General features: G+C 69.9%; 19 protein-coding genes. 10 read left to right on the top strand and 9 right to left on the bottom strand.

What is annotated here, in order from left to right; all coding sequences use genetic code 11:
- Positions 1-4 precede the first annotated feature (4 nt).
- The 5 genes from IT371_16890 to IT371_16870 are packed head-to-tail and all read right to left on the bottom strand — an operon-like array spanning position 5 to position 4421.
- Positions 5-1222: a DUF4350 domain-containing protein gene (locus IT371_16890; protein ID MCC6749343.1), complete on the bottom strand. Its 1218-nt coding sequence runs from the start codon at positions 1220-1222 to the stop codon at positions 5-7.
- A 2-nt stretch (positions 1223-1224) separates the two neighbouring features.
- A complete protein-coding gene (locus IT371_16885) occupies positions 1225-1923 on the bottom strand; it encodes a DUF4129 domain-containing protein (protein MCC6749342.1) in 699 nt (232 codons plus the stop codon).
- Positions 1913-2713, bottom strand: a complete 801-nt coding sequence (locus tag IT371_16880) for a hypothetical protein (GenBank protein MCC6749341.1) — start codon at positions 2711-2713, stop codon at positions 1913-1915. Before IT371_16880 ends, IT371_16885 begins: the two co-directional genes overlap by 11 nt.
- On the bottom strand, positions 2710-3696 hold the full coding sequence (locus tag IT371_16875) for a stage II sporulation protein M (GenBank protein ID MCC6749340.1): 987 nt from the start codon (positions 3694-3696) through the stop codon (positions 2710-2712). The genes IT371_16880 and IT371_16875 overlap by 4 nt, the downstream gene beginning before the upstream one ends.
- Positions 3693-4421 (bottom strand): RDD family protein, encoded by a 729-nt coding sequence (locus IT371_16870; protein MCC6749339.1) that lies wholly within the window; start codon positions 4419-4421, stop codon positions 3693-3695. Before IT371_16870 ends, IT371_16875 begins: the two co-directional genes overlap by 4 nt.
- Before the next feature lie 145 nt (positions 4422-4566).
- Between IT371_16870 and IT371_16865 the strand changes: the two genes are divergently transcribed.
- The 4 genes from IT371_16865 to IT371_16850 all read left to right on the top strand — a co-directional run bounded on the left by IT371_16865 (position 4567) and on the right by IT371_16850 (position 7395).
- A complete protein-coding gene (locus tag IT371_16865; protein ID MCC6749338.1) occupies positions 4567-5037 on the top strand; it encodes a hypothetical protein in 471 nt (156 codons plus the stop codon).
- A 3-nt stretch (positions 5038-5040) separates the two neighbouring features.
- The gene (locus tag IT371_16860) at positions 5041-5430 is read left to right on the top strand and encodes a hypothetical protein (protein MCC6749337.1); all 390 of its coding nucleotides are present in this window, start codon (positions 5041-5043) and stop codon (positions 5428-5430) included.
- Positions 5431-5515: 85 nt separating this feature from the next.
- Positions 5516-6571, top strand: a complete 1056-nt coding sequence (locus tag IT371_16855) for a hypothetical protein (protein MCC6749336.1) — start codon at positions 5516-5518, stop codon at positions 6569-6571.
- An 8-nt stretch (positions 6572-6579) separates the two neighbouring features.
- Complete coding sequence (locus IT371_16850; GenBank protein ID MCC6749335.1) at positions 6580-7395, top strand: BtpA/SgcQ family protein; 816 nt, start codon at positions 6580-6582, stop codon at positions 7393-7395.
- Here the strand turns inward: IT371_16850 and IT371_16845 are convergent.
- The 4 genes from IT371_16845 to IT371_16830 form a co-directional block, all read right to left on the bottom strand.
- The gene (locus IT371_16845; GenBank protein MCC6749334.1) at positions 7392-8717 is read right to left on the bottom strand and encodes a diguanylate cyclase; all 1326 of its coding nucleotides are present in this window, start codon (positions 8715-8717) and stop codon (positions 7392-7394) included. The genes IT371_16850 and IT371_16845 overlap by 4 nt on opposite strands.
- 206 nt (positions 8718-8923) lie before the next feature.
- Positions 8924-11056, bottom strand: coding sequence for a DUF11 domain-containing protein (locus tag IT371_16840; GenBank protein ID MCC6749333.1), 2133 nt, complete (start codon positions 11054-11056; stop codon positions 8924-8926).
- A 47-nt stretch (positions 11057-11103) separates the two neighbouring features.
- Entirely contained in the window at positions 11104-11769 is a 666-nt protein-coding gene (locus IT371_16835) for a MarC family protein (protein MCC6749332.1), read from the bottom strand.
- A 55-nt stretch (positions 11770-11824) separates the two neighbouring features.
- A complete protein-coding gene (locus IT371_16830; protein MCC6749331.1) occupies positions 11825-15145 on the bottom strand; it encodes a beta-propeller domain-containing protein in 3321 nt (1106 codons plus the stop codon).
- 244 nt (positions 15146-15389) lie between these two features.
- Between IT371_16830 and IT371_16825 the strand changes: the two genes are divergently transcribed.
- The 6 genes from IT371_16825 to IT371_16800 all read left to right on the top strand — a co-directional run bounded on the left by IT371_16825 (position 15390) and on the right by IT371_16800 (position 25581).
- On the top strand, positions 15390-16598 hold the full coding sequence (locus IT371_16825) for a hypothetical protein (protein ID MCC6749330.1): 1209 nt from the start codon (positions 15390-15392) through the stop codon (positions 16596-16598).
- A 208-nt stretch (positions 16599-16806) separates the two neighbouring features.
- Positions 16807-17793 carry a hypothetical protein gene (locus IT371_16820; protein MCC6749329.1) on the top strand — a complete coding sequence of 329 codons (987 nt, stop codon included), beginning with the start codon at positions 16807-16809 and terminating at the stop codon, positions 17791-17793.
- A 223-nt stretch (positions 17794-18016) separates the two neighbouring features.
- Positions 18017-18976 (top strand): hypothetical protein, encoded by a 960-nt coding sequence (locus tag IT371_16815; protein ID MCC6749328.1) that lies wholly within the window; start codon positions 18017-18019, stop codon positions 18974-18976.
- A 40-nt stretch (positions 18977-19016) separates the two neighbouring features.
- Positions 19017-20744 (top strand): hypothetical protein, encoded by a 1728-nt coding sequence (locus IT371_16810; GenBank protein ID MCC6749327.1) that lies wholly within the window; start codon positions 19017-19019, stop codon positions 20742-20744.
- A gap of 143 nt (positions 20745-20887) precedes the next feature.
- Positions 20888-23143, top strand: a complete 2256-nt coding sequence (locus IT371_16805) for a hypothetical protein (GenBank protein MCC6749326.1) — start codon at positions 20888-20890, stop codon at positions 23141-23143.
- The gene (locus IT371_16800; GenBank protein ID MCC6749325.1) at positions 23140-25581 is read left to right on the top strand and encodes a hypothetical protein; all 2442 of its coding nucleotides are present in this window, start codon (positions 23140-23142) and stop codon (positions 25579-25581) included. The genes IT371_16805 and IT371_16800 overlap by 4 nt, the downstream gene beginning before the upstream one ends.
- Positions 25582-25879: the final 298 nt, after the last annotated feature.

Raw genomic sequence — 25879 nt, 5'->3', positions numbered from 1 at the left:
CACCTCAGCGAACCGTTGTTCGTCCACGCTTTCCTCCGGCAGAAGCGCCGCGTCCGAGCGCGGCCAGTAGCTGACTCAAGCGAAAGTGTCTCTGTACGTCGCGCCCGTCGGGCGTCGGGGGCGCGGCGAGGGTCTCCTCCACCTGGACCAGCGTGGCCTCGACCCCGGAGGCCTCGCGCCCGGTGCGCGTGGCGAGGAGCGCCGCGGTGGGTCGTGGAACGCGTCCGCGCATCCCGTCGCCGCGTGCGGCCGATCCCGCCCCGGCGTCGCTGCCCGCCTCGTGCCCCTTGCCGGGTCGCCCCTGACGGCGCGCGCGCAGCCGCTCGTAGAGCTGCCGCAGCACGTACTGCGAGTGCTGGCCGGCCTGATAGAGGTGCCCGAGGGCCCGCGCGTGCTCGGCGAAGGCCCGCCGCCGCACCACTACGGGCAGGTCGGTCTCCCCGAAGCGCGGCGTGACCATCCAGTAGACCAGGATCAAGAAGAGCAGCAGGTGCACGAGGAGCGGCCCGAGGTGCGCGCGCTTGACGAGCTCGAGGAGCGCCCCGCCGTGCCGGACCTCGAAGAAGGCGATGCGCGCCCCCTTCGGCACCCGCGCGGCGAGCCAGCGGCGGAGCAGCACGACCAGGTCGTCGCGGTCGAGCTCGTCGTTCGCGAGGAGGTCGCTGTGCGCCAGGACGAGCAGGTGCCCGGCCTCGACCCCGTGCTCGAAGGCCACCGCCTGTCCCTTTTCCCCCGCGAGCTGCCGCGCGGTGGTCGGGACCTTGAGCGTGCAGGCCGCCGCCTTCAGCACCAGGTCGCCGTCGGCCTCGGCCTTGGGCTTCGCGTACCGGAACTGCCGCTGGATGGTCAGCTTGCCGAAGGGCACGTCCTTGCAGAGCGCGTCGTCGACCGCGAGGGGGGGCGCGACGACGGCCGCGCGTCCCGCCTTGGTCCACTCCAGAATCGCCCGGGCCTGCAGGCGGTCCACGGGCCCCAGCGAGACGACCACGTCCACGTTGTGGTCGAGCTCGCGTGGGGAGAAGACGCGCACCACGCGGTAGCCGAGGTCCTCGAGCAAACGATAGAGCACCTTGGCCCCGTCGCCCTTCTTGCTGAAGCTCGACGGCCCCGCGGCCTGCGCCACTCCGCCCACGAGCGCGACCGCCACCATGCCGGCGATCAGGCCCCGCAGCACGGAACGCGGTCGAGCGGGAGAGATCGCGGCCGAGCTGAGCCTCTTCATCGTCAGGCCCCCACCCGCGCCTGCGCCACGACCAGCGCCTCCAGCCGGTCGTAGTCGGCCCGCTCGGGGGTGCGGCGGCCGAGCACCGCCGCCTCGGCGACCCGCGTGAGCTCCGCGAGCAGCTGCCCGAGCGACGGCGCGTCCTTCAGGCGGCGCACGTACTCCCAGTTGGTGATCGAGGGCTCGAGCGCCAGGTGACCCGCGCGTTCGAGCGAGAGGAGGCAGAGCCGATGGAGCGCCGCGCAGGCCTCCGCCACGCGCCCCTCGGCCACGAGCCTCCGGCAGTCCGAGAGGTCCACGCTCCACGGGCCGCGTCGCGCCGGCGCCGCCGCTTCGTCGGCCTCTTCCTCGGGGGGCACCTCCTCGGGCCGGGGCTCCTCGCGAAAGCTGCCGCGCAGGGCCAGGATCAGCGGCACGAGCATCGCCGCGATGATCACCGCGATGAGCACGTAGCCGAGGCCCGCGGGCAAGCCCGGAGCGCCGACCCCTGGGCGCGGCCCCGCCCCCTCTCCCTCGCCGTCGCAGCCCTTCGGGGGCGGAGGGGTCTCGGCCCGTCGCTCGATGCCGAGCTCCTTGTAGATGCGCGAGAGCCGCTCTTGCGTGTCCTTCACGTCCGGCTTCTTGGCGAGCGCCGGCGCGACGAAACAGACGACGAGCAGGATGAGAGCCGCCAGGCGGCGCACGCCACGGTCAGAGCCCACGCGCACCCCCGAGCTCGCTGGCCCGCGCGCGGAAGGCCAGCTCCAGGTCCCAACCCTCCTTGCGGATGCGCACGTCGAGATAGGTGAAGAACCACATCAACGTGACGAGCGGCGCCGCGAGCGCGAACCCGAGGAGCCCGAGCAGGTGCACGTAGTGGTCGTAGAGCCGGAGCTCGGCGAGGGCACCGACGCTCAGCCCGAGCACCTGCACCAGCAGAAAGTCGAGCAGCGTCGCGCTCGCGAGCACGAGGTAGCAGAGCACCGCGGCGGCGTGGAAGGCGTGACCGAGCGCGTGCCCCTGGTACCCCGCGGCGAAGCGCTGCCCGCGACGGAAGGCCGCGCCCATGGGCGAGCGCTCGAGGAGCACGATCGGGCCGAGGAACCAGCTCGAGCGCCAGAGGTAGAGCCCCGGAACGAGGAGCGCGAGGCTGCCGAGGAGCACGAGCACGCGGTTCGCCAGAAAGAGCGCCACGAAGGGGACGAGGCGCGAGACGCTCATGCGCACGACCGTGCCGAGGCTGACGCTCGGGCTGAAGACGAGCTGCCCGGCGGTGCTGACCATGGGCAGGGAGAAGAGCGGCGCGACCGTCAGCGTGACGAGCCAGACCCACCACGGGTTCAGGTCGAGCCCCACGAGGAGCAGCAGCGCGAGCGCGGCGGTGGGCACGCTGTACGAGGCCCAGGCTGCGAGCAGCGGCACCGGACGGTGCTGGAGCATCCGCGCGGCGAGCGAGAAGGTCTGGCCCGCGGTGCGCGGACGGATCTCGACCTGGAGCGCCTCGAGCTTCACGGCTGCCCCTCGGGGTGCCGGCGCCCCTGCTGCCAGCCGTAGACGCCGAGGTACCAGACGAGAAAGAGCGTGCTGAGCCCGCCGAAGCCGAACTTCACCGCCGGGGGGAGCGACGAGGGCGAGAAGAAACCCTCCACGAGGGCGGCCACGAGGAGCATCGCCGCGGCCCCGAGCACCAGCCGCACCGCGTCCGCCGCGGCGAGCCGCATGGCGTCCCGGCGCCGGCGCGACCCGGTGATGAGCGGACCGAAGCCGAGGCGCAGCCCCGCCGCCCCCGAGAGGCAGATCGCCGTCAGCTCCCACGGCCCGTGTCCGACGATGAACGAGAGCAGATTCATCCCCGCCGGAGTCCCCGAGACGAACCCCACGACGGCCCCGATGACGATGCCGTTGTAGAGCATGAAGAAGAGGCTACCGAGCCCGAAGAAGATCCCGGTGGCGAAGCACTGGAAGGCGATCCCGACGTTGTTCTTGACGTAGAAGCCCGTCATGGCGAGGTCGGTCGACTCCGAGCGCCCCTTCGCGTGCCCCGCCTCGTACATCTTCTCGAACTGCTCGAGCATCGGCTTCGGCACGAACTGGTAGAGCACCTGGTCGTCGGCGCGCGAGAGCGCCACCATCCCCGCCAGCGGGCCGTAGAAGAGGACGAGCCCGACGGCCACGTAAATCGCGTTGCGCCGGATGGCGAGCGGGAAGACCACGCGGAAGAAGTGCCAGACGCGGCCGAGGGGAAAGGGGGGCGCCACGTAGAACTGGTTGTGACAGCGCGCCGCGAGCGTGTTCAGGTAGTCGACCATGTCGTCGGGGAAGCCCTGCGCGCGCGCCCGCGCGAGGTCGGCGCACACGTTGCGAAAGAGCGCGGCGAAGCGCGAGAGCGCCTCGGGGGGAGCCCGGCGCCGCCGCCGCCGCCCGAGGGTGGAGAGGAGCAGCTCGAGCTCGTGCCACTCGGTGCGACGGAGCTCGACGAGCTGCGCGGCGGTCACGACGCCTGCTCCTGCGACGCGGTGGCGTGGAGCCGCACGAGGAGCTCGGTGGCGCTTCCCGCCTCGGGGAGCGCGAGCCGCTTGCGATACGGCTCGGCCAGAATCGCGGCGAGCTGTTCGCGTCGCTCAGGGTGCAGACGATCCTTGCGCGCCACGAACTCGTCGAGGAGACGCCGCTCGCGGTTCGAGAGCGCGAGCCCTCGCAAGGCCACCGCCGCCAGCGCCGGGTCCTTGCGCAGGTGCCGGCCGCCGTACCAGGCCTTCTGCTCCTGCACCACGACGGTGTCGGCCGCGAGGTCCCCGAGCCGCTGAAAGCGCCGCGTCGAGAGCACGGCGATGACCCCCGCCGCATAGCTCAGCGGGAGCGCGTCCGCTGCCCGCAGGAGGTTCCGCAGCAGGCTGTCGTAGAAGCCGATCGGGTGTCCGGCCGACTTCACCACCCGCAGGTTGAAGAGCCGCTTGCCCGGCGATTGCCCGTCCCAGAAGACCTCGAAGAGGACGTAGTAGCCCCACTCCACCACGAAGTAGATGATGAGCCAGAGCCCCACCCCCGCGAGGAGCGCCGCGCCGAGGATGAGGCCGAGGAGCAGCCCCACCACCACCACCGCCGCGGCCCGGATGAGCAGGTCGATCCCGTAGGCCTTTCCCCGCTCGCTCAGAGATGCCAGCTCGTAGCTGAACGAGATCCCCTCGGGCGACTCGATGGTCAGACCGGTGCCGATCATGGCGCGCGCATCTTAGCCGCGATCCGCAGCGGCCGACGCGAAAAAAGGGGAGGCGCGCCCTCTCACCACGCCCTGGGCAAAAGGGCTATGCTCGCCGAGGGGAGCCCTCCCGCGCTGCCCCGCTCCGAGCCCGAAGGAGACCGCCGTGGAGCACAACCCCTACGCCCCGCCCGTCGAGACCGCCTCGAGTCACCTCGCGCCGCCGCCGACCGAACCGGGGGGCCTGAGCCTCTCGGCGCACGGCTGGGAGATCGTGTCCAGCATGGCGCGCTGGATGCGCATCGTCTCCACGCTGCAGTACGTCTTCGGCGGCCTGCTCCTCGCGGGGGCCGCCATCGCCACCTGCGCCGGCGGCTCGGTGCGCCTCGGCGGAGCGCGCATGGGGGCGCTCGCCATGGGCGTCGGCTTCCTCGTGCTGCTCGCCGTGCTGCTCTTCCTCGGCGCCACCTGGCTGAGGCGCGCCGCGCTCCACTTCTACGACGGCGTGCTCTCCGACGCGCAGTCGCCGCTCGCCTCCGGCTTCCGTCACCTCCGGCTCTACCTCATCATGTACGGCCTCTTCGGCGTGCTCGGCCTCGCGGGCACGATCGTCAAGCTGGCCATGGGAGCGAGGTGAACCATGGACACGCGACGCATCCCCTTCACCAAGGAAGACGAGGAGCGCATCTCGAGCGCGGCGCTCTGGGGCACCATCGCCGCGGGAGCCTCCATCGCCTCGGCCGGGCTCGACCTCCTGCTCAGCTTCCTGAACCGCCAGGGGCCGGCCATCGTGGGCCAGCTCGTCTCGACGACCCTCTACGTCATCCTGGGGATCTGGCTCCTTCAGGCCTCGAGCGCCTTTCGCAAGGTGGCCACGACCGACGTGGCCGACCAGGCCCACCTGCTCGAGGGTTTCACGAAGCTGCGCAACTACTTCATGATGACCGGCATCGTGGCCATCGTGCTCGTGGGGGTCGTGGTGCTGGTCTTTCTGGGCGCCCTGATGTGCCGCATGTCGATGCGGATGTAGATGTAGCCACGGCGCCCACATTTAAGCATTGCCAGCGGCCCGACCTCACCCTATACTACGGCGTTTTTTGAAGGTGGTCGTATCTGTGTCCGCGCGAATCGTCACCGTCGCCAACATGAAGGCGCGCGCGCGGCAACTGGGGGAAGCGGTGGACGTGGCGGGGCTAGGGGTGGACACCTACCCAGGTGCCGTTCGCAAGAGCAATTGGGATCACTACCGACTCGCGCTCGTCGAGATCGAGCCCGATCAGGCCGCGCTCGACGAGGTGCTCTCGAAGCTGCGCCCCGACTGCCACGTCGCGCTCCTGCTCCCCGAGCTGGACGTGGCCGGGGTCGCGCGGCGCATGCAGGACCCGCGGATCAACCACCTCTTCGCCCAGCCCATGGGCGTCCACGAGCTCCGCGCGTTCGGCGAGAAGCTCGCCACGGGGGCCATCTTCGGGCTCGAGCGGCTGCTCCCCGACCAGGCCACCGTGCAGTACCAGCGCCTCTCGAGCTATCCGGGCCGCCTTCGGGTGCTCTCGGAGCTCGAGGACTTCGTCACGCGGCAGCGCCTGCGCAGTCGAGTGCGCCTCGAGGCCTCTCGCGTGGCCGAAGAGATGCTAATGAACGCCATGTACCAGGCGCCCGTCGACAACGAGGGCCGCAGGGTCTACGCCGACGTGGAGTGCAAGGCGCGCATCAAGCGACGCACGCCGCGCCCGGTGTCGATCCGCTACGCGACCCACGACGGGAACCTCTACCTCTGCGTGCGGGATCGCTACGGCAGCTTCCACCGCGAGGACCTGGCCCGGTACCTCCTGCGTTGCGCCACGACCACCCAGCAGATCGAGGACAAGAAGCTCGGGGCCGGGCTCGGGCTCTACATCATCGCCTCCTCGGTGAGCCGCCTCGAGATCAACATGCTTCCGGGCTCGGTGACCGAGTTCATCGGCGTCGTGGAGCCGCCGGTGAACGGCGGCCACCTCCGCTCCGTCTCCTTCACCACCCAGAGGCCGTCGCAGGGCAGCCCGGGGGTGAGCGAGGAGCTGCTGAGACTCCTCGCTCCGGCGAGCACGCCCCTGCTCGAGCACCTCCCCCCCAGCATGCCGGGGAGCGCCCTCACGCGCGCGCTCCTCGACTGGTTCCCCGCGGCAGCCTGAGCTCCGCCATGCTCCGCGGGCTCATCGGCGTCGTGCACCTGCCACCCCTGCCGGGAGATCCGCGCCACCCGGGCGGCGGGGACTTCGGCACCGTCGAGGCGTGGGCCCTGGCCGATGCCGAGGCGCTCGCCGCCGGCGGCGCGGACGCGATCGTCGTCGAGAACTTCGGCTCGGCGCCCTTCCCCAAGGGGACCGCCGGGCAGCGCCTTCCCCCGCACCAGGTCGCCACGCTCGCGCTCATAGCCCGCGAGCTCCGGCGACGCTTCGGCCTGCCGGTGGGTGTGAACTGCCTGCGGAACGACGCCATCTCCGCGGTGGGGCTCGCGGCCGCCGCGGGGCTCGACTTCGCCCGCGTGAACGTCCACGTCGGCGCGTACCTTACCGACCAGGGGATCCTCGAGGGAGAAGCGTACGAGACCCTGCGCTACCGGAAGACGCTCGGCGCCGAGCGCGTGGCGCTCCTGGCCGACGTCCTCGTCAAGCACGCCGTGCCGCTCGCCCCGCTCGACCCGGCGAGCGTGGTGCGCGACACCTTCGAACGCGGCCTGGCCGACGGCGTGGTCGTGACCGGAGCGGCGACAGGGGCGGCCGTGAACCGCGAGCGCCTCGAGCTCGTCCGCCGCATCGCGGGCGACCGGCCGGTCTACCTGGGCTCGGGCCTGACGCCCGAGCTGGCGCCCACCCTCTGCCCACTCGTCGAGGGGGCGATCGTAGGCACGTGGCTGAAGGAGGGCGGAGAGGTGCGGGCCCCCGTGGACCCCGACCGCGTGCGCACGCTGTCGGAGGCGGTACGGGGACGCTTTCGCACGAGCGCGGCGGGCTAGCCTAGGTCCTGCCCCTCGCCGGCCGCGCTCACGTCGAGCTGGACGGTCGGGCGCCGGCGAAGGGCGAGCTCCTCTCCCGTGGGCGGGCGGTGGACGCGAATGCGGTTCCGCCCCTCTTTCTTCGCCTCGTAGAGCGCCGCGTCGGCCCGGGCCAGCGCCTCGCTCGGCTCCACCTCGGGAACGGCGCCCGGCACCGCCACCGCGCCCCCCAGGCTGATCGTCAGGTGCTCTCCCGTCGAAGACGCGCCGTGGTCGATCTCGAGCTGCATCACCCGCTGCCGGAGGTACTCGGCCACGATGGGCAACCCCCGCTCGTCGGTCTCGGGCAGCACCACCACGAACTCCTCGCCCCCGTAGCGGGCCACGAAATCCCCCCCGCGGCGCAGGCTCGTGGCCAGGCAACGGGCGACCGCCTTCAGGCTCTCGTCGCCGGCCAGATGCCCGTGACGGTCGTTGTACTCCTTGAAGTGGTCGATATCGATGACCAGGAGCGACACAGCCCGGCCGCTCCGTGCAGCGCGGCGCCATTCGCGGGCCAGGCGCTCGTCGAGCGTGCGGCGGTTCGGGATCTCCGTGAGCGGGTCCACCGAGGCCACCTGGGCCAGCTTCTGGTTCGCCTCGTCCAGCTCCTGTTTCGCCCGGAGCAGCTCCTCGAAGAGCCGGGACTTCTCCACGATGGTCGAGATCTGGCCCGCGATGGTCATGAAAACCGACACGTGCCGCGCCGCGTAGGTGCGCGGCCGCATGCTCGAGAAGAAGAGAAAGCCGACCGGCTTGCCCATGGAAGCGAGGGGGCAGGTCAAGGAGGAACGGATCCCCTCGCGCAGGATCAAACGCGTGGATTCGGAGCCCGGATGCGCCGCGAGATAGGCCTCGAGGTCCTCGAGGATGCGCGGCTCTCCCGTATCGAGGATCCGCTCGAGCGAGCTGCCGGCGAGCGGCGCCTCGTAGCCGTTCTCGAGCACCGCCTCCTGCGCGGTGGAACGCATCCACACGGAGCGAACGCGCGTGCCGGTGTCGTCGATCAGCGCGCAGCCGAGCCGGTCGTACGGGATGACCGAGCGGAAGCTCTCCCAGACCACGTCGAGCGCGTCCCCGAGGAGCAGGGCCTGATTCACGCGCTCGGTCAGCTTGAGCAGCCGCTGTACCTCGTCGACGCGACGCTCGAGCGTCTTGCCGAGCTCCGCGAGCGCCTCCCCCAGCTCTCCGAACTCGTCGTCCGGCCCCTCGGGGAGGTCCACCTGGAAGCGGCCGTCCCGCAAGGCCCGCGTGACTTCGAGCAGGCTCGAGATGCGTCGCATTCGGTTCGTGGGTTGGGTCATCACGCGATCTCTTCGCCCGCTCGGTCGCCTTGTGCCCCCTCCATCCCTGCCGCTCACCGCGCCTGGACCATAGCCCCGAGCAGGACCTACGGCAACGGGCAACCCCGAGAAAAGCGGCATCACGCCGTCGTTATTTGTCGTCGGTGGGACAGGAATGCTTGATGACGCGTTTCTGCCGCGGATCATCCCACGGCGCGTGCGCCCCGCTAGACGGCGTCGCGCCCGATCCGAGCACGGGCGACTGGCCAGAGCAGGCCGCGCCCCTTGCGTCTTCGCCCCCACCCCATCGCGGCGCCGAGCCCGAGGAGCAGCGCCATCGCCCCGTCCCCCGCGTCCCGCGAGCCTGACGAGCCCGCGTCACAGCCGCAGCCGCCAGAGCTGGAGGTCCCGCCCCCTCCATCGCCTCCCGCGCCTCCGTCCACGCCGATCGACGTCTCGCTCGTCGCCCCCGCGTCGCGCGCCCCGCCCCCGTCCGACCCCGTACTGCCGTCTCGGCCCGCACCTCCGTCCACGAGCGCACTCCCGTCGCGCACCCCCGCTCCATCTCGGCCCGCCCCGCCGTCCGCGCGCACCCCCCCGTCGCGCGCTCCCCCTCCGTCGCGCGCTCCCCCTCCATCGCGCCCGCCGCCTCCGTCCAGCGCGCCGCTCCCATCACGCGAGCCTGCCCCATCCCTCGAGCCCACCGCGTCCGCGAGCGTCCCTCCCCCGTCGCGCACGCCGCTCCCATCGCGCGGCCCGCCGCCATCGACGGCCCCCCCTCCCGCGTCCGGCAGGATCACCGCCGCGTCCGGCGGCGGCGCTGACAGGTACTGCGTCGTGACCGCGTTGCTGGTCACCGTCTTGCGATTCACCCCCACCGAGAACCCGCCGTAGAAGCTATTCACGTAGGTGCCCTTCTGCGCGAAGGAGACCGTGAGCTGCACCGAGCCCGTCGCGCCGGCCGCCAGGTCTCCGCGGCTCCAGCTCACCGAGCTCCCGGTGACCACCGCCGCCGGCACCGACGAGACGTAGCTCGCCCCCGCGGGGAGCACGTCGGCCAGCACGAGGTCGGTCGCCGCCCCCGGACCCGTGTTCGCGTAGGAGAGCGTGTAGGTCACCGCTGCCGTCGTGGTCCACGCGGGACCCGACTTCGTGAGGCTCACCACCGGCTGTCCCTCCGAGGTGGCGCACCCCGCCTCGAAGAGCGAGTTCAGAAAGAGCCGCGTCCCCTGCGTCGCGGCGTTGGTGGAGATGGGCAGCTTGGTCGCGTAACGGTGCCCGCCGAGATAGCTGATCTTGCCCACCCCCGCCTTGCAGATCACGCCGTCCTCCCCGATGACACACTTGCCATCGACGTAGCCCGTCATCCAGACCGACCGCTGCCCGAGGGTCGTCGCCGCGTCCTTGATCATCACCACGTTCTTGTCGAAGAACGCGTCGCCCACGGGGAGGCTGTAGGCCCGCTCCGAGCCGCTCACGAGCTGAAACGGACCGTCCATCTGCGCGAATGGCGTGTCCATGTTCAGGTACTCGAAGGGGCCGGCGTCGGCCACGGCGTTGTCGATCAGAAACCCCTTGGGCGTGATGAACCGACCGTTCGCCTGATTCTCGATCGCGTTCACGGCCTGACACTCCGCCATCATGTGCACGGGGTGCTGCAGGTAAGAGCGGTACTCGGCGACCACCTCGGGCACGACCTGGTTCACCCCCCAGTGCATGGTCATGATCTGGCAGTAGGCCGGCTGTCCCGACGGGCGAAAGAGCGCGCCGTCCTGATGGTTGGTCGTCGTCGGGCCGGCGACCTGCGCGGTGGAGAGCACGTCCGGGCTCGAGGCGGTCCAGGTGTTGCCCAGACGATCCGGGATGCCGGCCGCGTTGAGGTACTCGAAGGCGATGTCCTCGTGCCCGTCGGCGATGAGCGCGATGGTAGGCGCCGCGGTGAGCAGTCGCCCCGTGCGCGCCACGAAGTCCTGCTGCGCCACGTGGACGGTCGTCGTCGGGTACTTGACCTGCCAGGCCGTCACCACCGGCGTGGCCTTCGCGGCGTGCGAGGCCTCGACCACGAAGGGTCCGCCGCGATAGCCGTGGCTCGCGAGGCTCGCCCCCGTGCGAAAGTCCTTCGCCGTGGCGACGAAGTCCACCTCGCCCCGCACCTTCTTGGCCTTGATCACCCAGTGCACCGGGACGTCGGCCTTGAGCAGGCTGTAGAGCAGCCCGAAGGCGCGGAGCATCCCCTGGTCCTGATACGTCGTGTCCATCGGCACGACCAGCGAACCGGTCTTGAAGGCCGTCTGGGCCCCCGCCGACCCTCGCCACGCCACGAGCACCACGAGCGCGATCAGCGCAGACCGTCCCCGCATGCCTCGACCTCCTCTGGTTTCGCCGATCGTATCACGCCGGCGAGGCGCTACCCGCGGCGCATCGCCGCGATCACCGCGGGCGCCACCGTGGCGATCCCTTCCACCACGAACTGCACCGCGGTGGCGGCCAGGATGAGGCCCATCACGCGCTGCAGCACGTTCAGGCCCGTGCGTCCGAGGTAGCGCTCGACGCGCATCCCACCCCGGAAGATGACGTAGGTGGCGAGCGCCGTGAGCGCGATGGACCCGAAGACGATGCCGTACTGCCAGGGCTTGGCGGCGCGCGACACCACGACCATCACCGTCGAGGTCGCCCCCGGCCCGGCCAGAATGGGAATCGCGAGCGGAAAGATCGACACGTCGGGTCGGTCCACCCCTTCGGCCTCCTCCTCGGGCGAGGTGCGCTGGCGCGACCGCTCGGCCCGCAGCATGTCCACGGCCAGGAGGAAGAGCAGCAGCCCCCCGGCGATGCGGAAGGCCCCGAGCGAGATGCCGAGCGTGCGGAAGAGGGCGTGACCCAAGGCCGCGAAGCAGGAGAGCACGACGAAGGCCCCCACCGCCGCCCGTGCCGCCGTGCGCCGCTTGTGCTCGGGCGGGTCGTTGGCCGTCATCGACAGGAAGAGGGGCACGGCCGCCGGCGGGTCCACGACGAAGAAGAGCGTCGTGAGCGTGGAGAGCGCAAACGCCAGGGCCTCGCCGATCACGCCGCTCATGGGATCGAGGATATCAGCGCGGCGAGAGCGAGCCAGTTTCGTGGCGGTAGGCGTGCTACGTGGTCGGGAGGAAGCTCGGCGAGGCGAGCGGCAGGCGGTAGACGCCGAAGTAGCCCGCCGGCACGTAGGCCTCGTCGCCCACGAACTCGATCTGCGTGGCGTAGCCCAGGGTGCGCAGGAACTGCCGCCCGAAGGGCTTGGCCGGGTTCGTCAGGTCCACCACCAGGATGCCGTCCCCCGGCAGGTTGACGAAGAGCTGACCCTTGTAGGTCCCCATCAGCTGCACCTGGTAGGTCCCCGTCGGCGCGCTGTAGACCTCGTTCATGGTGAGCTTCGACAGGTCGAAGATCATCAGGTGGTCCGACTGATCCTGCCACGCGATGTTGTTCGTCTGCAGGTAGTACCAGTCGTGCCGCGCGTTGATGAACAGCTTGCTGCCATCCACCACGAGATCCTTGAGCATGAAGCTCGTGAAGAGCCGCGTGTCGAGAAGCTCGGCCATCGGCTTGCCGAGGGGCGAGATCTGCCGCAGCAGGTTCACGCGGAAGTCGTAGCGCCACTGCGGGTACTTCGTGGTCGTGGGCATCGCCCGGTAGATGTAGTCGTGGGTCAGGAACAGCTTCTGGCCCGCGTTCTTCCAGACCTTGATGAGCCGCCCGGGCAGGTTGATCGCCGCGCCCCCGCTGTAGCTCGCGCCGCTCGGAGACCAGACCTGCGCGTAGTACTTGTAGCTCGCCGCGGCGTAGCCGTTGATCATCGTCTCGCCCACCTTGGTCCGGTAGGTCAAAAAGAAGCCCTGCGTGTCCACCGGGTCCGGAGCGAGGCCGAGGAACTCCCAGCCCGTCGTGCCCGAGAGCGCGAAGTCGTGCACCTTCGGCGCCGCGAGGTTGCGCAGGTCGAGGACCACCAGCTTCTGGCTGCTCTGCCGCGACTGGTAGTCGTAGACGTAGCGCAAGAACGCGAGGCCCCCGTCCATCACGGTCCACGTGCGGTCGTTGCCGCTGTCGAACCAGTAGCCGCCCCAGAAGCCGTCCATGCCGCACCAGAAGCGGTAGTACGGGAGCATGGCGTAGGGGAGCACCACCGTGCCGGCCTGCTTCGGCGCCGCGGGGTTCGAGAAGTCGTAGACCAGCACCTCGGTCTTGTCCTCGTACGGCGTGCCGTAGGGCCCCGTCTTGCCGGTCCGGTTCTGGTCCCGACGGTAGCGGAAGAAGACCAGGCTGTTCTTGTGCTGGATGACCTGCTGCACGCCGCCGAGGCTGAGCGTGGCCACGGTCGCCGAATCCTCCAGCTCGCCGCCCGCCGCCTTCACGCGCAGCTCGCTCTTGCTGCCGCCGCCCCAGTAGCCCCAGGGGTCGGTCTTCGTGTGCTCGACGATGTACTTGCCGAACTTGAAGAGCTGGCTGTGGTACGGCGCGACCTCGACCACGGACTGGAGCACCGGGTTCGACAGGTCGTTCACGTCCACCACGGAGATGTGCGTGTCGGAGAGGTTGATCATCATGCGCCGGTCGGTGGCGCCCTTGTGCGTGAAGACCACCGAGCGATCCACCTGGCCGTGCGGGTGGATCACGGTGCCGAAGTTGGTCAGCACCTGCTGGTCGAGCTCGCTCTTGGTGGAGTCGTACTTGGTCAGGTCCCAGGCCATCAGGCCCACGGCCGTCTTGTAGTCGTACCACCACCAGCCGCTATTATCCGACTTGCTGTAGTAGTAAACGGGCACGCTGATCACGTTCGCCCGGTCGTCGGAGAACATGCCGATCATCTTGTGGGCCTGGTCCAGGTTCCAGTTCAGCTCCGAGCCCACCCATTCGGCGTTCTTCACCGCCACGCACTTGCGCTGCACGAGGCGGATCTTGGTCAGGTCGCGCACGTCGATGAGGCTCACCGCCACGTTCGTGGCCCAGCCCGTCGTCGCCGAGCCGAAGCCGGTGCAGCTCTTGCTGTTGTCGCGGCCGATGCCCATCAGGAACTGGTTGTTCTGGATCAGGCGGAAGACGTTCATGTCCCCCGAGAGGCCGTCGATGGCCGAGAGCACCTTCAGGTTCTTGCGGTCGGCGAAGGAGATGACGTAGAGCGGGTCCACGGCCTCGGCGGTGATGGCGTAGGCCACCTGGCGCTCCACGTCGTAGGTCGTCCCGCGCACCGTCTCGTTCGGCTTGCCGAAGGAGAGCTCCGAGATGCGCTTCGGGCTGGCGCCGTTCGTGATGTCCCAGCTCTCCATCGTGTTGCGCACGAAGCGGCCGCCTTCGCAGTTCTGGCTGTTCCACTCCTGGCGCGCGAAGATGCCGAAGTACGTGCCGGTGTTGTTGACCTTGTCGAAGACGTAGGTCTGCTTGAACTGATCCGTGAGCTGACCGTCGGTCTCGAACTTCGTGTAGAGCTTGATCTTGCCCTTCGGGTCGCTGATGTCGACGATGGAAACGGCGGCGGTCTGGCTGCTCTGGTAGCTGCCGCACTTGTAGGCCCCCGGGCTGCTGTTCGAGTAGCCCCACTTCTGCCAGTTCTCGACCACCATCAGCGCGTTCGAGGTGGCGGAGATGGACACGCCGGTGAAGTTCTTGCTGGCGCTCGAGCCGGTGAGGGGGTCGCGGAACTGGTAGCTGCCTCCCTCGAAGACCTGGAGCTTATCCACGAGCGCTGGGTTCTTGGGGTCGGCCACGTTGAAGGAGTAGACCCAGGCCTGCTCCTTGGGCTGCTCCTTCTGCGGGCGCGAATAGCCCCAGCCCCACCAGTAGCTCTGCGACTGGTAGGAGACCACGTAGACGGTGTCCTCGATCTTGCGGGAGACGCCCTCGCGGAGCTGACCGAAGATATCCACCGTCTTCAGCACCTTCGGGTTCTTCAGGTCGCTGATGTCGATGGCCACGAGCTGCGAGACGTTGTGGCGCTTGAACTCGAGGCGCCCGTTCTCCTGCGTGAGATAGAGCGCGTCCCGAAGGAGCGCGTAGACCGTCGTCTTGGAGATGAACATCTCGATCGGGTAGCCGTAGACGGGGAGGCGGGAGAGGCGCTGCGGCTTCTTCGGATCCGCGACGTCGTAGATCACGAAGCCCCGATAGGTGTTGAGATAGAAGAGGCGGTTCTGATCCACCTTGTAGATGTCCGCTTCCTCGACCTCGCCCGTGCGCCCCTGCGGAGGGGCCCCCGGAGGTGCGGCGTTCGGGGCGGCCTTGCTGGTCGAGTCCCCCTCCGCCATGCCGGCCATCGGGCCTTCCTCGCCGTACCGACCCCCCTGGTTGCTGTTCGCCGGTTCGTCGTTGGTGAAGTCAGTCTGGCCCGGGGTGAGCCCCGGACTGCCGGTCTCCGGACCGCCGCCGCAGGCCCAAACGGCCGCCAGTACAGCCACCACGCCAAGTCGTCTGATCGTTTTCATCACAGGCCCCTTTCCGCAGGCGTTCAGGAAGGGTAGCAAGACACATGCCCGCCGCTCCAGTCCCGGCGATGTCTGCTTTGTTATTGCATTACAAGCTGTTGTGCGAAATCCGATCGGCCCGGACCGCGAAAATGTCCGTCCCGCGGCACAGCGCCGTCTCGGAATTCTGACGTGCGGATCCCGTCCGGCGCTCGCCCGCGTTGCGCCCTTGCGACGGCCCCGTTCCGGAGTAGGATGCCGCGCGATGCCGCGCTTTCTGCACCTCGACCCCGACCAGTTCCTCCTGGATACGTTTCGCTTGGGCCGCCTGGTCTACCAGAGCGGCTTCCGGCCGAAGTACGCCATCTCGCTCTGGCGAGGGGGGACGCCGGTGGGCCTCGGGGTGGACGCCTTCTTCCGCAGCCGCGGCGTGATCGTGAATCACACGACCATCGCCACGGACTCGTACACGGGGATCGGCGAGCAGGGGCAGGTCACCGTCAAGAACCTGGAGCACCTCGTCCAGAGCATCTGCCCCGAGGACGGGCTCCTGATCATCGACGACGTCTACGAGTCGGGCAACACGATCCGCAAGGTCGTGGAGCTCCTCCGGCGCCTCGCGCGCGCCAACGCACCGACCGACATCCGCGTCGCGACCGTGCATCTGAAACCGGGGAAGGTGCGCTACAGCGAGCTGCCGGTGGTGGCGCTGAAGGAGATCGACGAGGACGTCTGGATTGACTACCCGCACGAGCTCTCCGACCTGGTCAATCCCGCCGATCCCGAGGACCGGCTGATCAAGGAGAAGCGCGAGGAGATCTGGCGCACGCTGCGCGAGCCGCCGGCCCCCGAACCCAGGCCGGTGGCCCCGGCGCACGAGACTTTCCACTACGTCACTGCCACCGAGCTGCTGCTGGATTCGATCCGCCTCGGCGTGAAGATCGCGCACGACGAGAGCTGGCATCCGGACTACCTCATCGCGCTCTGGCCGGGGGGCGTGCTGGCGGGGTTGCCCGTCCACGAGGTCTACAAGTACCACCTGCGCAAGACCGGCTCGCAGCGTCGACCGCCCGACCACATCAGCGTGAACACCTCCCCGGCGTGGACGAGCTATCGGAGCGAGATCCTCGGCGTGCAGTACCTCGAGGACCGCATCACCAAGGACGACAACATCCTGATCATAGACACCACCTTTCGCGCGGGGCGCCTGGTCAACGACCTCGTGATCCGCCTGAAAGAGGTCCTGCGCCGCAACCTGAACCACAAGCGCATCCGCGTGGCCTCCGTCTATTACAACCCCGACGACCGCTCCACCTGGACCGTGCGCCCCGACATCAAGAAGCCGGACTACTTCCTGAAAGAGATCACCGCCGAGGTGGTCTACCCGGCCAGCGTGCACAAGCTCCCCGACCCCCGAAGGGACCTCAAGCAGCTCAATCCGGAGCTATGGCAGGTGCTGTACGGGGAGGAGTAGGGGGCACGCGCCGCTCCTCCACGCGTCCGACCCTTCGATTCTGCGACGACGCGGCCGGCTGGCAAGCCCCCAGGCCGGCCCGCACCCTATGCATCGGCGCGTAATGTAACGGCATCGCGCGTGGCACCGCGCGTGCACTCCGCGCGCACCAAACCAGACGATGCTCCCACGTCGTCCTTCGGGCCCCGAAGAGGCCAGGAGGTCTTGCATGCACCCGTTCTTCCGCCGCCGCCGGTTCGGGCACGGCGCAGGCCGCATCCTCTGGCCTCTGCTCACTGCGGGACTGCTGCTCGACGCGGGGTTCGCTCGGGCCCGCAACCCGGTCCTGCCTCCCATCCCGGGCGATCTGCCCCGGCAAGAGGCCGTCCGGCAAGGAGGCCAGTGGGTCGCCGCCGCCGCGCGCACGATCGCCGCGCAGCACAACTTGCCCGTGGTGGAGGTCCGTGCGGGGACGCAGCGCCGACCGGTCACGCGGCTGGTCATCCCGTACGCGCAGGGGCCGGTGATGGACACCATCCTGCAGACCTTCAACGAGCGCAACGGGTGCGTGATGGTGGCCCCCGTCGGGCCGTACCGACGGCTGAGCTTCGACGGGGTCTATACGTACAGAGGTTCGCAGCCCCACGCCGGGAGCGACACCCGAGGCTGGTATGTCCCCGTCGAGCCGCCCGACGTGGTGCACGCACCGGGCGCCTCCCCCGACGTCACGCGCACCCTGATTCCGATCTACCTGGGCCCGCAGCGCATCGCCCAGGCGAAGCATTGGATGGAGAACCCGCCCGCGTACCAGCGCAACTCCGGGCACTGCTACCTCTACACAATGGGCGTGGGGGTCGAGGCGCTCTCCGCCGAGGACCGGACGCGCATGGCCCGGGAGGCGGGGCAGCGCGAGCTCCGGCCCACGGGTCTCACCGAGCAGTACACCCCGCATGAGCGAACTGGGAGCCTGGACACAACCCCCACCGCGTACCCCTTCGCCTGGTTCGTGGGCACCAGCCGCTCCGAGGCCGGCACCACGATCGAGTCCAAGCTCAAGTGGTCGGCCAATGAAGCCGTCTCAGTGGTCTTCTACGGCATGAACCCGCTCAACCTGGAGCTCTTCCGCCAGATCGCGCGAGAGGACCCCACGCGCCTGCTCGGGCCCGAGCCGCAGCCGGGCAAGGAGCGCTCCGCCCGCTACGAATCCTGGGAGTAGGCGAATAGCTTGCCGCCCGAGCCCATGGGGATCCATCCGCAGGGAAGAGCTCTCCGATTCCGCTGGATTCTGCCGTCCCACTCTCCGAAGGCCCTTCAGGTCCCACCCGACGAGGTGTGGGGTTTCCGGCCCCTGGACGTGGCACGGGGCGTGCTCGTACGGAGCCGCGAGAATGCGGCCTCGACGGCCAGCCCTCTGTCCACGGGAAACGGAGATTCGACCCATGCGCGCAACGTCCACTCGCCTTCACCTTGCCGTCGGAACGCTGCTGGCCAGCGTGATCCTCGGCGGTGCCCTACCGGCGCTGGCCCGGGTTCCCGGCGTGCCCGCCGCCCCCGGGGACCTGCCCCGCCGCGAGGCCGTCCGCCAGGGTGGCCAATGGGTCGCAGCGGCAGCCCGCGCTATCGCCGCGCAGCACAACCTGCCGGTGGTCGAGGTCCGCGCGGGGACGCAGCGCCGGCCCGTCACGCGGCTGATCATCCCCTACGCGCAGGGGCCGGTCATGGACGCCATCCTTCAGACCTTCAACGAGACCAACGGCTGCGCGCTCGTCGCCCCCGTCGGTCAGTACCGACGCCTCTCCTTCGACGGGGTGAACACCCTCGCCGGCGCGGTGCCTGGCAACGGCGGCGACACCCGTCAGTACTACTATCCGAACGGCACGCCGGACCAGGTTCACGCCCCCGGCGCCTCCCCCGACCTGACGCGCGTGCTGATCCCCGTGCACCTCGGTCCGCAGCGCATCGCACAGGCCAGGGCCTGGATGGCGAATCCCCCCGCGTACCAGCGCAACGCGGGACACTGCTACCTCTACACGATGGGCGTCGGCGTCGAGGCGCTCACGGCCGAGGACCAGGCGCGCCTGCAGCGCGAGGCGGGCCAGCGCGCGCTCCGACCGAACGAGTACGGCAACAACCGCGCGCGCGGCGCCGGCGTGGACGCGACGCCCACCGCCGTCCCCTTCGCCTGGTTCGTCGGCACGAACCGCTCCGAGGCCGGCACGACGATCGAGTCCAAGCTCAAGTGGTCGGCCAACGAGGCGGTCTCCGTCCTCTTCTACGGCATGAACCCGCTCAACCTGGAGCTCTTCCGTCAGATCGCGCAGCAGGATCCGATGCGGCTGCTCGGCCCCGAGCCGCAGCCCGGCAAGGAGCGTTCGGCCCGTTACGAAGCGTGGGAGTAGCGGCTTGACCGCAGGGTCTTCCGGCACCTGGAGAAACGCCATGTCGCGTCGTGCACCACGCCTCGGGACTCTGCTCGCGCTGCTCTGCGGCGTGAGCGCCCTTCCCCTCGCCGAGTCGCCGGTTCGCGCCGAACGGGGCCGGGCGGCTCGCGCCGAACGCCCGCTCGCGGGAGGCCGCGAACGTCCGGCTCCCGTCGAGGTCCCGGGAATGCCCGAGGCGGCCCAGCGGCTGGCCGGCAAGAAGGTCCTCGTGGCCACCGGCTCCGCGATGCCCAACGCGGACCTGTTCTTCTTTCTCGAGCCCGTGGCGCGCGACCACCATCAGCAGACCGGCCAGACCACGCTCCTGCGCTGGATGGCCACCTTCGCCTCGCGCAACACCTTCAACCCGATGCCCGGCATCGAGCACGACGTGATGTTCATCTCCAAGGGTAACCGCGACGCCGTCACGCGCGGCACGGTGCCGAACTATCGGCCGATCTCGCTCTACGAGATGGCCCGGGATCTCAGGCGCGGCACACCGGACAAGCTCGTGGACACGGTGGTGGTTAAGGTGGGCCTGCCGCGTGACGCACAAGGGAACGTAGTGCAGGACATCGCAGGCGCGCTCGCGAACCCCGAGAGGCTGCGCGAGCTCCAGGTCTCGCTCGGCACGGACAGCGGCGTGACGGTCCCCGCCATCGCGCAGGTGCTCCGGCGCGGCGGCCAGATCGTGGCCGAGATGAATCCCTTCGTCCCGTTCGTGGCGAGCAACACGCTGCGCCTCGGAGACGTCACCGCCTTCTACCGGACGCAATCGCCGATGGCCACGCTGAACGACCGGGACCCGAACCCGCTCGAGACGGTGCTCATGGGCCACGCCGCGCGGCTCATCCCCGACGGGGCCACGGTGCAGGCCGGGATCGGTGCGGCGCTCACCGGCTTCGGCACGGCGGTGGCGGACAAGCGCGGCCTGAAGATCCACACCGAGATGCTCGGCAACTGGGCGCGTCCGCTTCTGCGCGGCGAGAACGCCGTGCGGGAGGTGGTGGCCAGCTTCGCGCACGGAGACGGGCAGCTCTACGCCGCGGTGGACGGCAACCCGAACGTGAAGCTGCTTCCGGCCGACGTGGTGAACGACCCGCGGCGCATCGCCCGCATCGGCGGGATGCACGCGGTCAACACGGCGCTGGAGGTGGATCTGAGCGGCAACACCGGGGCCGAGCAGGTGGTGGCGCGGGACGACGCGGGAGCGCGTGTGCGCGGCGACGACGGGCAGCCCATCGTGCGCTACGTGAGCTCGCCGGGCGGTCAGAAGAACTTCATGGAGGGGGCGGCGCGAGCCCCCGAGGGCAAGGCCATCATCGCGCTACGCTCGCGCAACAAGTGGAACGAGCCCGCCGTGGGCGTCGCGAGCCTGCAGGGGCGCGTGACGACGCCGGGGCGGTTCGTCACGCACGTGGTCACCGAGTGGGGCGCCAGCGCCGACCTGCGGCATCTACGGGCCGGCCAGCGGGCGGCGGAGATCATCCGGGTCGCGCACCCTCTCGACCGCGCCACGCTGGCGGAGGTCGCCCTCGCGGGTCGACTCATCAACCGCAGCGCGTACGCCGCCCTGCGCGGGACGATCTTCCCGTCGCTCATGAACTGCCCCGCGGCGCTCCTCTCCCACGACCGAGCGGAGATCGCGAGCGCTGTGCAGAAGGGCGTGCTCGACGCGATCCAGCAGGCGCAGGTGCTGGCCCGCATCCCCGAGGCCCCCGCCGCGCCGCCCGCGGTCGAGCCCTAACCCGCCGCGATCCTCTAACCCGCGTCTAACCCCCGCCGAGCGTCGATCTCCTGAGCGCCACAACGCGTCGCGCCGACCTCGCTACCGGGCTTCCAGACCTCCGTGATATCGTCGCGATCCCCCGTCGACACGAGGAGCTCGCGATGCTGGACCGGCAACTGCTTCGCCTGCCGACCGTGGTCCTTCTGTATCTTCTCGGCGCCTGCGGAGGAACTCCGGCCGGCGGTGACGCGGCGCCAGACGCACCCGTACCCGTGCGGGACGGCGGTGCGAGCGATGCCGCGAGCGACGTACCAGCCGTCAAGCCCGACGCGGCTCCCGCGCCAGTGGAGCGCTACGGCTGGTGCTTCCCCGGCCAGCGCCCGTGCCGCGCGGGTCTCAAGTGCCTGCGCAGCATGTGTCAGGTCCCCTGCGACGAAAAGAAAGGTGAGTCGGGCAACCCCGACTGCCCGGACGCAAACGACCTCTGCTTCAAGCTCGCGGGCGACGCTTGGGCCCACTGCAAGCGGCGCTGCGACGCCCTTCAGGGCGCCGAAGGCAACCCGGACTGCCCCTCCGGTACCCACTGCGCAAGCACCAAGATCGCTCCGACGGGCAAGTGCACGGGAACGTTTTCGCCGCCGCGGCCGGGGACCCTCGGCCTCGGCGCACCCTGCAAGGACGGCTACACGGCCGCAGAGCAGTGCGACGGCCTCAAAGGTCTCTTCTGTCCCCTAGCCAGGGAGGCGCAGCGGTGCATGAAGGCGTGTGACCTGCGCCGCGGAAAGCAGGCGAATCCGGACTGCCCGGCCACCGCGGAGTGTATCGAGCTCCACGAAGGGGCGCTCTCCAACGCCACCTCTTTTCTCGGAGGCGTCTGTCTACCTCCCCCCAGCCAGGGGCTCGACCAACCGTGTGCCCCCCTCGCCCAGCGCTGCAAGGCAGGCTTCCTCTGCTCCGAAGCGTTCTGCCGCGCGACATGCGACAGCACCAAGGGCGCGATCGGCAACCCCGCCTGCGATGCCCTCGGGACCGGCTTCGCCTGCAAGGCAGCCGTCTCCGGCGACACCTGCGCGCTGCGCTGCGACCCAAAGGTGGGCGTGGTCAAGGGCACGACCTGCCCGACGGGCTCCTTCTGCCAGGCGTCCGCGTCTCCCTCTCCGGGCTTGTGCCAGCGCCTCCCCGCCACGCCGCCCGCGGGCCCCCTCGCCCTGGGAGCGCGCTGCGACCCGAGCGTGCCCACCCTCCAGTGCCAGGCCGCGCTCGCCTGTGTCGAGGAGATCTGCCAGCCCATCTGCGATCCCGCTGCCGCCAGCTCGCGCTGCGCGGCCAACGAGACCTGCGTCGAGCGGGTCAGCGTACCGTCAGGGGGGCTCTGCGTGCGGGCTCCGTCGAGCAAGCTGGGTGAGACGTGCAACCAGACCTCCGCGCGCTGCGTGACGGGCCTGGTCTGCGGGGGCGGGCGCTGCCAGACAGCCTGCGACGCCACCAAGGGCACCCTCAACAATCCGGATGGCCCGGCGCAGGCCACGCAGGCCTGCAGCGACTATCTGACCGTTCGCGCCTGCCTGACCCTCTGCGATCCCAAGGAGGGCGGCCTGGCCAATCCTCGGTGTCCCGTCGGAACGCGCTGCGCCACCTCGAGCCAGGCCGGCGGCGGGGTGTGCTCGCCCTACGCGCGACGCCCGGGCCTCGTCGCCTCGGTGGGCGCCCCGTGCGACGCCCAGGGGAGTCTCTCCACGCGCTGCGACCCCGAGCTCGGCCTCTCGTGCCTCTGGAGCGGCCAGTGCGTGAGGGCCTGCGACCCGAGAACCTGGAAGGCCTCGGATCCGCCGTGCACGGGAGCCGAGCGCTGCGAGGAGGACTCCTTCTCCTTCACGCAAGGGGTCTGTCTGGCGCCAGGCAGCGCTACGGTCGGGCAGCGCTGCGAGAACGGTGTCCGCTGTGCCACGGGCCTCATCTGCGTGACGGGCGTGTGCGCCACCCCCTGCGACAAGGCCGCGGGGGTGGAGAACAACCCCGCCTGCCCGGGCCAGGTCTGCGTCTCCGAATGGAACTACTCGGCCGGCCAGTATTCGAGCCTCTGCCGCCGCATCTGCGACGACACGCAGGGCCTCTACGACAACCCGAGCTGTCCCGTTGGAACGCGCTGCGAGTCCACCTCCGGGCTGCCCGCGGGTCTGCGAGCGCTCTGCAAGGCCGTCAGCGGACCCGATCTCGGCTCTCTGGGATTTGGTGCCTCCTGCTCGTTCGCCACGGCCGACGCCCCGAGCGTCAAGTGCGACAGCACGAAGGGGCTCGCCTGCGTGGACGACTACTGTCACAAGGCCTGCGATCCGCACCGCCAGAACCAGGACTGCGAAGCCGGCCAGACCTGCTACGGCACCCACTGGAGCTTCCTCGGAGGCTATTGTCTTTGAGCGGCTCGGAGCGCTGTCTGCGGGGGTTCGTTCGCGTCGCCCTGCTCCTCGCCACGAGCTGCTGCCTCGCTCCCCGCCCCGTGTCGGCGCAGCTCGTAGCACGCCTGCGGGTAGCCGCGCCGAACGGACCTCGTTCGACGATCGACTATCTCACCCGGCGGGACGAGGACCTGAAGGTACCGCACGCGGAGCTGCACCTAGCACGGGTGATTCCCGTCCCGGGCGGCTATGTCGCGCGCATCGGTCAGCGGCACGCGGGCTGGCCAGTGGTGGATGGCGAGCTCGGCGTGCTCGTCCTCCACGACCAGATCGTCGCGGTGTCGGGGGAGCTTACATCGCGGCCCGCGGGATCGCCGCCCCTGCACACGCGCGCGCGGGCCGAAAACGCCGTCGAGCGCGCTTTCCCCACGTTCACCCGCGAACGCTCGACGCTCGCGATCTGGGGAGCTCTGCCGCCAACTCGCTGGGTCTGGCAGGTCGACCTCGCGGAGACGCCCGGCCAGGAGCGCCTCGAGGTGCTCGTGGATGCCCAGGATGGCCAGCTCCTGATGTCTCGCTCGACCCGCGTCTCGGCCCGCGGGAACGCGTACCTCCTCAACCCCGTCGTCGGCCCGCACACCGAGGTGGAGTTGGCGGGGCTAGTGGGTTCCACGCTCCTGCTAGGTCCCTTCGCCAGCGTCTCGGCCTGCCCCGTCGTCAGTCCGGCCCTGGCCTGCGTTCGGCGCGCCACCGCCGACTCGCAGGGGAACTTTCTCTACCTCCCCGACGAGCCGAGCGTCGACGACGCCTTCTCGGAGGTGCAAGCGTACTATCAGGTGGACAGCTATCACCGCTGGCTCGCCCGTCGCTTCGACTACCGCCGACAGAGCACGAGCCTGCCGATCCGCGTCTTCGTCAACCTTCCCCCGCCCACGGGAAGCTGGCTCTCCGGGGGCCCGGCCTATCATGGAGACCTGGACCGCGACGGGCGACCCGACCTGGTGTTCGCCCAGTACAATGGCATCGACTTCGCCTACGACGGGGAGGTCGTCTGCCACGAGTACACGCATAATGTCGTGGCCGAGACCTCGAAGCTCAGGTCCTCGCTGGATCCGCTGGGCTTCAACGAGGCCCCGGCCGCGCTCAACGAGGCCTTCGCTGATCTCTGGCCGTCGATCTACACGAGCAACCCGGACCATGGCGAGTACGCCGGGGGGAAGAATGGCGCTGTGCGCCGGCTCGTCGGCTCCACCTCGTGCGAGGCGGTGGTGGGCAAGGAGTCGCACGAGGCGAGCCTGGTCTGGAGCCGTGCCCTCTGGCGCATTCGGCAGCGCGCTCTTCGCGCGGAGCGCGTGGACGACGTGATCTATCGGACCATGGCGACGCTCTATCCGCTGGCCACGATCGCCGAGGCGGGGACGCTCCTTCTCGCGCTGGCCGAGGCGGAGGACAGCGGACTGGCCGCGATCGCGACGCAGGAGCTCGCCGCGCGCGGCTGGCCCGATCGCTGCGGGCGCTTCATCCAGCTGCCGAACGAGACTTCCTTGCGCGGCTGGGCACCGGGACGGGACGTCATCCGCACGTTGAGTGAGGTGCCGGGGTCAATCCAGTGGCGCATCGACGTGCCCAAGAACGCTCGCGTGTTGCGTATCTATCTCCGGAAGGCCGCGAGCCTGGATCCCGTGCCTTCCGTGGGGTTCTGGGGGCGAGGCGGCGGCGCCGTGATCTATCGAACCGGGCAGAGCCCCATCGCGGACCACACCGTCGCCGCGGGCGCGGGGAGCCTCACGATCGACGCCGACGCGCCGACGAAGCCGCTTCTGCCCGGTGCGAGCTACTACGTGCTGGCCTACAACACCTCGAACACGACGCAGGACTATCAGATCTTCACCTATGTCGTCGCGCGGAGTCCCAGCGACGCCGGAGGTGCCAGAGTGGACGCGAACATCGTCATGAGCGACGCGAGCTCGGTGGTGCCTCGCCGGGACTCCGGTGCGCTCCCCGCGGATGGACGCCCCGTTTCCCCGCCGCTTCCAGGCGAGCCGACCGGCGGCTGCGCGTGTCAAAGCTCTCCCGGCCGTGCGGCGGGCGGCGGTCTGCTGACGCTGGCGGTCCTCGCCTGCTGGCGGCGCCGGAAGCGCGTCAACCCCGTAAACGTACGATCAGGGGGTGCCCCGCTCCGCTGCCTTCCGGATCTTGGCCGCGCGCCGCTGCACGCGCTCCAGCGTCACGGGAGGCCCGCCGGCCCGAAGCAGCCCGATGAGTGCTCTCTTCATGGCCGCGTCCGGCTGAGCTGCGAGGAAGGCGTCCATTGTTTGCTGCGTGAGCCGGCCGTCTTGCGTCGCCGTCGCCAGCACACCGAGGGTGAGCATCTGGGATATCTCGGCGAAGGCCGTGGGCGCCAGACGGACGCCCATCATGTTGTCGTAGAGGCCTTCGGTGAGGCTATGCGCGGCTAGGCTCGGGTTGCTGGCGTGGACGAGGGTCTTGATCTGCGGCTCGCCCGCAACGAGCTCTCCGTTCACGAAGTGCTCCTTCCGCACGAGCAGGAGATTGTCGGCGCGCTGACCCGTCTTGGCCTCACCGGTGGGCACCCCGGCGACGGAGGTGACCTGCTCGTGACGCTTCCCCTTCTCGGTCCACTCGCGCACAACCGACACCAGCCCTGCGCCCGCGAAGATTCGCACCTGGCCTCCGCCAGGCTTTTTGGCCTTGGCCACGACCTCGATCATCTTGTCACCGGCTAGGATCTTCGCG

The sequence above is a fragment of the Deltaproteobacteria bacterium genome, assembly GCA_020848905.1.
In the GTDB taxonomy this organism is placed as follows: Bacteria; Myxococcota_A; Polyangia.
Note: the sequence above shows the minus strand (reverse complement) of the source record. Positions and strands in the feature narration are given on the sequence as shown.